This is a genomic window from Ensifer sp. SSB1, from assembly GCF_016652895.1.
Classification (GTDB): Bacteria; Pseudomonadota; Alphaproteobacteria; order Rhizobiales; family Rhizobiaceae; genus Ensifer.
The window spans coordinates 11,430-19,314 of the sequence record NZ_JAEPRP010000051.1; the positions used below are offsets into that span (position 1 = coordinate 11,430).

The following is a 7,885-nucleotide window of genomic DNA, read 5'->3' on the forward strand; positions in this document are numbered from 1 at the left end:
TGCCTGGACGGATCGTTCGCGCTTTACTTTCGCAGCGCCCGTGCCGATCGAAAACCTGGCGGCCGACCCCGATGCGCGCATCGTCATCGTCTCGGACATCCCGGTCGAGGCACGAAGCGGCCTTCGAAACAGCATCATCTGGAACGCGTTGGAACCCGTCCGCCAGGGACGCATCATCCAGATCGCCAACGTAAACCCCTATGGCGGCGTCACAGCGGGCCTGCGGTTTGCGCGCCTTTTCGCCGAGGCGATGCAGGCGGGGGATCCGCGCGGATGACGATGCGGGCATGGTCTTTCCTGTCGGCTAGCCTGCTGGTCGGCCTCATCCTCTTCGCGCTGTCCGCATCGAGCCAGGTGCCGTTTTCACAGTGGAGCGATCTGCTTGCGCCTCCCGCGGCACTCAGTCTCGACAAGATCATTCTGGCCTATAGCCTGTTCCCAAGGGCGGCGGTCGCGCTTACAGCGGGCGCAGCGCTCGGCCTCTCGGGCGCGCTTCTCCAGCAATTGCTGCGTAACCCGCTCGCCGATCCCTCGACCCTCGGGATTTCGGCGGGTGCCCAGCTCGCGATCGTTGCAGCAACGCTCTACGCCCCTGAAATCGTCGATGGCCATCGAACTGCCGTTGCGCTCGCCGGTGCCGCGGCGGCGGCAGCGGTCGTCTTCGCGCTCGGCTGGCGGCGGGCTTTCGAACCGATCACGATGGTGGTCTCCGGTCTGCTCGTGGGCGTGACGGCAGCCGCCCTATCGGCGGCCATGACGCTTTCGCGCGGCGAATATCTCATGTCGCTGGTGACCTGGAACGGCGGGTCTCTCAGCCAGCAGGACTGGTCCGTGTTCCAGGGGCTCGCGCTGGAGTTCGTCCTTCTCGGCGTGCTCGCCAGCCTGCTGATCCGCCCGCTGCTGGTCCTCGGTCTCGGCGATACCAGTGCGCGCAGCCTGGGGGTCAATCTCGGCGGCATTCGCTTTGCAATTGCCGCAATCGCGACAGCTCTGGCCGGCTTCGTCGCTGCTGCGGTAGGGCTCGTCAGCTTCGTCGGCCTTGCCGCCCCGGCCTTCGTGCGCGCCTGCGGAGCCCGCCGGCCGGCGGCGATTGTCGCGCTGTCGCCGCTTGCGGGTGCCTTGTTCCTCTGGCTCTGCGACGGCATCGTGCAGACCCTTGCTCGCACCTCGAGCGAAAACTTTCCAACCGGTGCGGTCACCGCACTCGTTGGCGGCCCCTTGCTTCTCTGGCTTCTGCCCAAGGTGCGCAGCATGGAAGTGCCGCATGAGGCGCGGGAGAGCATTCGTCGCGCGAGATTGATGCCGGCATTTGCTGTGTTTCTTGCCCTGGTGCCCGTCATCGTCGCGATCGCCTTTTTCGTAGGGCCCTCCGGGCAGGGCTGGAAGGTACTGAGCTGGGCCGAAACGCTCGACCTTGCACCGCTCCGGTGGCCACGGCTGCTGGCGTCCGCCTCAGCAGGCGGCCTGCTGGCCGTGACTGGCGCGATCCTGCAGCGCATGACGGGTAACGCCATGGCAAGCCCCGAGGTCGTCGGCGTCAGCGGCGGTGCCGGTCTCGGTTTTGCCGCAGCGCTGACCGTCGTGCCGGACGGCGGCACCGCCTCGGTCTTCATCGGCGCGGGTCTCGGCGCGCTCATCGCCATGCTGGCGGTGCTCCTCTTCGCCAGCCGCCGGCATCTGCCGCCGGAAAAGCTGCTGCTTGCGGGCGTGGCCGTCGGTTCCTTCAGTTCGGCCGTCCTTTCTGCGCTGCTGGCGATCGGCGACCAGCGTTCGTGGCAGATCCTCGCCTGGCTCGGCGGTTCGGCATCCACGGCAACGCCGGCGGCTGCAATTTTCCTCGGCATTCTCTCTCTGCTCATCCCTGCTGTCGCGTTGATGCTGAGCCGCTGGTTGACGATCCTGCCGTTTGGGCCGTCGATCGCCCTGTCGCTCGGCCTGTCGGTGCGCTTGAGCCGCGTGTTCCTCCTGCTTCTTTCGGGCGCTGCAACGGGTGCTGCATCCCTGCTTGTCGGCCCCTTGAGCTTCGTCGGGCTCGTCGCGCCGCACATTGTCCTGCGTGCCGGTCTCGTCACGGCGCCGCAGCATCTGGCCGGCTCCTTCCTGCTCGGCTCGATCCTGATGGCCCTTGCCGATTTCGGCGCTCGCACGGCGACGTTCCCCTACGAGTTGCCGCTCGGCCTCTTCGCCGCGCTCGTCGGTGCGCCTTACCTCATCTGGCTTCTGGGGCGGAAACGATGATGGCGAGCCTGTTGCCGGCGCTTCCCGCTCCCTTTGCGGACGCGGCCTTGAGCCACGCATTTCAGGCTGACGACGATGATCTCGTCCGCCTGGACAGCATTCTCGAACCGGGGCCGGTTGCCCGCGCGCTGGATGGCCTTTTGCGGCGTTGGGGGCCGGGCGATCGCAGGGCTGCCGCGTCGCTGTGGACGCAAGGCTATTTCGGCCGACTGCTCCGGCCCGCCATCGCCTATGGCCTCGTTCACGACATCTGGTTTTGCCTGGCGTTGCCGGAAGTTCAGGTCGGCCTGTCGGATATGGCGACGCCCGTTCGGTTCGTGGCGAAGCGGGCAGCTCCCGCTTCGTTGGGCACACATCTGCATGGGATCGTCGATGACAATGTGAGACCGTTGATCGCGCGAATAGCAACGGCGACGGCGACCTCGGAACGGGTGCACTGGAGCAATGCGTCTTACGCCTTCTGCCGCGCCTGCAGCCAGGTTCGCGATCTCTGGCAGCGGGGCGCGATGCCGGGCGATGTCGCGGCGCGCCTCGACGAGATGGAGGCGCTGATGGCAGCGGGCCATCCACTGGTCCGGCTGACGCAGACGGCCCCCGACGCCTCGGGTGGTGCCTGCCTCCAGCGCAAGGTCTGTTGCATCCGCTACAAGCTCGATGGATTGAAGAAATGCGGCCCGGCCTGCCCGATCAATGCCTCGACCTTTTGTCGCTAATGATGTCTACCGATAGAGCAAACAGCAGGTTCAGCCACCCTGCACCGGAATGAAGAGATGCAGAACCACGTGACTGAAGCTCCGCCCATTGCCCGCGATCAGGCCGTCCTGTCGCTTCATGATGTGAGCTACGCCATCGACGGGCGAAACCTGCTGCACCCGCTGACGCTGGATATCCCGGCAGGGCATTCGATCGCGCTCATCGGCCACAACGGTTCTGGCAAGTCGACGTTGCTCAAGCTGATCGGGCGGCAGCTCACGCCGACCACGGGGCGTATCGATTTCGAGGGCCAGCCACTTGCAGGCTGGGGAACGCGGGCCTTCGCCCGCCGGCTCGGTTATCTGCCGCAGAACACGCCACCGGCGCCCGGCATGCTGGCCCGGGAACTGGTCGCGCTTGGCCGCTATCCCTGGCACGGCACGCTCGGACGCTTCGGGGCAGCCGACAAGGCAAAGGTGGAAGAGGCGATCGAGGTCACCGGTATCGGGCCGTTCGTCAACCGCGAGGTCGACAGCCTGTCGGGCGGCGAGCGCCAGCGTGTGTGGCTCGCTATGCTCGTTGCGCAGGATGCCACGTGCCTGCTGCTCGATGAGCCGATCTCCGCGCTCGACATCGGCCATCAACTCGAGGTTCTGACGCTGACGCGCGATCTTTGCCGGGACAAGGGCATCACCATCATCGCGGTGCTGCACGAGATCAACATGGCGGCCCGTTTCTGCGACCGCATCGTGGCGCTTCATTCCGGCCGCCTCATTGCCGAGGGGACACCCTCCGACGTCATGACGCCCGAAGAACTGGCGCGGATCTACGATGTGCAGATGGACGTGCTGGAACAGCCCGTTAGTGGACGCCGCGTGGCGCTGGCGCGGTAGGCGGCAAAACCACCGCCCCAAGTCGACCAGCCGGCTTGGATGCCGGACCGCCGATTAGCATTTGCCCCTTGAGTAGCCGACGGCAATTGACATGAGTCAATGCGAAGGCCCGGTTCTTCGGGCCTGTTCTAGCGACCCTTTGCACCGCGTTGCGCGGTCGCTTCGTCTATTCCCGGTTGTGTTTGGACGGCCGCTATTGTTACGGTATATGTTGAAGGTGGACGCTGAGATGGAAAAAGCCCGGAAGAATTGGTTCTTGGTCGGTCTGGTCATTCTGGCGCTCGCGGGCGGCTACTATGCCTGGCAGAACCTGGATGGCAATGCGCTGCCCGCGGGGATTGCGAGCGGCAACGGACGCATAGAGGCTGTCGAGATCGATATCTCGACCAAGACGGCCGGCAGGATCAAGGAGATCCTGGTGGACGAGGGGGACTTCGTTACTGCCGGCCAGGTGCTCGCCCAGATGGACACCGTGCAGTTGGAGGCCCACAAGCGGCAAGCCGAGGCGCAGCAGCAGCGTGCGATCATCGGCGTCGAAGCGGCAAAGAACCTGGTGACGCAGCGCGAAGCCGAGAAGGCGGCGGCCGAGGCTGTACTGGCACAGCGCAAGGCACAACTGGACGCTGCGGAACGGCGCCTTGCCCGCTCCGAGCAACTCGTCAGGACGAGCACCGTTTCGCAGCAGGTGCTGGATGACGACCGGGCGACCGCCGAGGGCGCGCGGGCCGCCGCCAGTGCGGCGGAAGCTTCGCTTGCCGCGTCGAATGCGGCAATCAATTCGGCGAAGTCCCAGGTCATTGATGCCGAAGCCGCGGTCGAGGCTGCCAAGGCGTCGGTCGAAAGCATCATCGCCGACATCAACGACAGCACCCTGATCTCGCCGCGCGACGGCCGCATACAATATCGTGTGGTCCAGCCCGGCGAAGTGCTGGCTGCCGGCGGCCGCGTTCTCAATCTCGTCGATCTCGGCGATGTCTACATGACGTTCTTCCTGCCGACGGATCAGGCCGGCCGCCTGTCGATCGGCAGCGAGGTCCGGCTCGTGCTGGATGCCGCCCCGCAATATATCATTCCTGCCAAGGTCTCCTATGTCGCCGATGTCGCGCAGTTTACGCCGAAGACGGTGGAGACCGCCGAGGAACGGCAGAAGTTGACCTTCCGCATCAAGGCGCAGATCCCGAAGGAACTCCTGAAGAAATACATCCGCATGGTGAAAACCGGTCTTCCGGGCGTTGCCTATGTGAAGGTCGACCCGAATGCAGAGTGGCCGGCGAGCCAGACCGGCACGCTGGTGCAGTGATGGCCGCCCCGGACCGGGCCGGCCTGCAGCCGGCAGAGCCCGTGGTTCGCTTGAGCGCCGTCACCCTTTCCTATGGGAAGACGAAGGCTCTGGACGAGGTGACGCTGGATATTCCGTCCGGCTGCATGGCCGGGCTGATCGGACCGGACGGCGTCGGGAAATCGAGCCTGCTGTCTCTCGTTGCTGGCGCCCGCGCCGTGCAGGTGGGCAGCGTCGAGGTGCTTGGCGGCGACATTGCCGATGCCGGCCATCGCCGCCGGACCTGCCCGCGCATTGCCTACATGCCGCAGGGCCTCGGCAAGAACCTCTATCCGACGCTTTCCGTTTTCGAGAACGTCGATTTCTTCGGCCGACTCTTCGGCCATAATCGCGAAGAACGCGAAAGGCGGATAGCCAGCCTGCTCGAAAGCACCGGGCTTGCTCCCTTCGCGGCGCGCCCCGCGGGCAAGCTCTCCGGTGGCATGAAGCAAAAACTCGGGCTTTGCTGCGCGCTGATCCACGATCCCGATCTCCTGATCCTCGATGAACCGACGACCGGCGTGGACCCTTTGTCGCGACGGCAGTTTTGGGAACTGATCGACGACATCCGTGCTGAGCGGCCGGGCATGAGCGTCATCGTTGCGACTGCCTATATGGAGGAGGCCGCCCGCTTCGACTGGCTGGTCGCGATGGATGCCGGCCGGGTGCTGGCAACGGGCACACCCGATCAACTGCTTGAAAAGACCGGGGTCGACACGCTCGACGCTGCCTTCATCGCGCTGCTGCCGGAGGAAATCAGGGGCGAACACCACGATGTCGTCATCCCGCCGCGCCCGGAAGGCGCGGGCGATGATATCGCCATCGAGGCGAACAACCTCACCATGCGCTTTGGCGATTTCGTCGCCGTCGACAATGTCAGCTTCCGCATCGGCCGTGGCGAGATCTTCGGCTTCCTCGGTTCCAACGGCTGCGGCAAGACGACGACGATGAAGATGCTGACGGGCCTGCTCGCCGCCAGCGAAGGTACGGCAAAGCTCTTCGGACGCGAGGTCGACCCGCGCGACATGGAGGTGCGCCACCGCGTTGGCTACATGTCGCAGGCCTTCTCGCTCTATACCGAACTCACGGTGCTGCAGAACCTGGAACTGCATGCCAAGCTGTTCGGCATGGCGGCGGACAGCATTCCCAATCGGATCGAGGAACTGGCGAAGCGCTTCGATCTCTCGGACGTGATGGAAGCCTTGCCGGACGCCTTGCCGCTTGGCGTGCGCCAAAGGCTGTCGCTTGCGGTCGCGCTGATCCATTCACCCGATATCCTCATCCTCGATGAGCCGACATCCGGCGTCGATCCCGTGGCGCGCGACAGTTTCTGGCAGATCCTCGTCGATCTCTCCCGCAACGACCAGGTGACGATCTTCATCTCCACCCACTTCATGAACGAAGCGATGCGCTGCGATCGCATGTCGCTGATGCATGCGGGCAAGGTGCTCGTCAGCGATACGCCGGCCGGTATCATGAAGAGCCGTTCCGCCGCGACGCTGGAAGAGGCTTTCATCGCCTATCTGGAGGAGGCGATCGCCGGGGCGAAACAGCCGGTGCCCGCAGTGGTCAGGGCCAAGGCACCGGTGGAGCCGGTCGCCAAGCGGTCCACCGAGACGACACGGCCGCCGAAATCCGGTTTGTTCGACGTCGGGCGGATGTTCAGCTATACCCGCCGCGAGGCCCTGGAACTGGTGCGCGATCCCATTCGCGCGACGCTTGCCACGATCGGCACGGTCATCCTGATGTTCGTCATCGGCTACGGCATCAACATGGACGTCGAGGACCTTACCTTTGCGGTGCTCGACCGCGACCAGACGACGACCAGCCGCGAATATATTCTCGAGATTGCCGGCTCGCGCTACTTCATCGAGAAGGATCCGATCACCGACTATGCCGATCTGGACCGGCGCATGCGCAACGGCGAACTGAGCCTCGCGATCGAGATCCCACCGGGTTTTGCCCGGGATGCGGCGCGCGGCGACACGGTGCAAATCGCCGCCTGGATCGATGGCGCGATGGCGAGCCGTGCCGAAACGGTCAAGGGCTACGTGCAGGGGCTGCACGCCCATTGGCTGACCGGCAAGATCCGAGAGCGCTATGGAGCGGCCGCGACCACGGGCGCGTTCAAGATCGAGACGCGCTTCCGCTATAATCCCGACGTCAAGAGCATCGTCGCCATGGTGCCGGCGGTCATTCCGCTGTTGCTGATGTTGATCCCGGCCATGCTTTCGGCACTCAGCGTCGTGCGCGAAAAGGAGCTGGGGTCGATCGTCAATCTCTACGTCTCGCCGGTGACGCGGCTCGAATTCCTGATCGGCAAGCAGATACCTTATATCGCCCTGGCGATGCTCAACTTCGTGCTGCTGACGGCTTTTGCGGTCTTCGTCTTCCGGGTGCCCTTTACCGGCAGCCTGCTTACCTGGACGGTCGCGGGGCTGATCTATGTCTCGGCGGCAACGGCCATGGGGCTGGTCATCTCCACCTTCATGTCGAGCCAGATCGCCGCGATCTTCGGCACGGCGATCCTGACGCTCATTCCGGCGATCCAGTATTCCGGCATGATCGATCCGGTTTCCTCGCTCGAAGGCGCGGGCGCCTTCATCGGCCAGATCTATCCGACCACGCATTTCATGACGATCGCCCGCGGCACTTTTTCCAAGGCGCTCGGCTTCGCCGATCTCGGCGGTGCCTTCGTGCCGATGCTGATCGCGGTGCCGGTGCTGCTGGCGATCGGCACGTT

The 7,885-nt window shown here is 64.8% G+C and carries 5 protein-coding genes and 1 pseudogene; all 6 read left to right on the forward strand.

What is annotated here, in order from left to right; genetic code table 11:
• Positions 1-277, forward strand: a pseudogene (locus I8N66_RS14810) (iron-siderophore ABC transporter substrate-binding protein); the annotation flags it as partial.
• Positions 274-2,238 (forward strand): Fe(3+)-hydroxamate ABC transporter permease FhuB, encoded by a 1,965-nt coding sequence (gene fhuB / locus I8N66_RS14815; protein WP_291154767.1) that lies wholly within the window; start codon positions 274-276, stop codon positions 2,236-2,238. The pseudogene I8N66_RS14810 and the gene fhuB, both read left to right, overlap by 4 nt.
• Positions 2,238-2,951, forward strand: a complete 714-nt coding sequence (fhuF, locus tag I8N66_RS14820; protein WP_291154769.1) for a siderophore-iron reductase FhuF — start codon at positions 2,238-2,240, stop codon at positions 2,949-2,951. The genes fhuB and fhuF overlap by 1 nt, the downstream gene beginning before the upstream one ends.
• A 57-nt stretch (positions 2,952-3,008) precedes the next feature.
• Positions 3,009-3,824: an ATP-binding cassette domain-containing protein gene (locus I8N66_RS14825; protein WP_291154770.1), complete on the forward strand. Its 816-nt coding sequence runs from the start codon at positions 3,009-3,011 to the stop codon at positions 3,822-3,824.
• Between the two features lie 229 nt (positions 3,825-4,053).
• On the forward strand, positions 4,054-5,124 hold the full coding sequence (locus I8N66_RS14830) for an HlyD family efflux transporter periplasmic adaptor subunit (protein WP_291154771.1): 1,071 nt from the start codon (positions 4,054-4,056) through the stop codon (positions 5,122-5,124).
• Positions 5,124-7,885, forward strand: a 2,762-nt coding sequence (gene rbbA, locus I8N66_RS14835; RefSeq protein WP_291154772.1) for a ribosome-associated ATPase/putative transporter RbbA, incomplete at its 3' end; no start/stop codon positions are given. The genes I8N66_RS14830 and rbbA, both read left to right, overlap by 1 nt.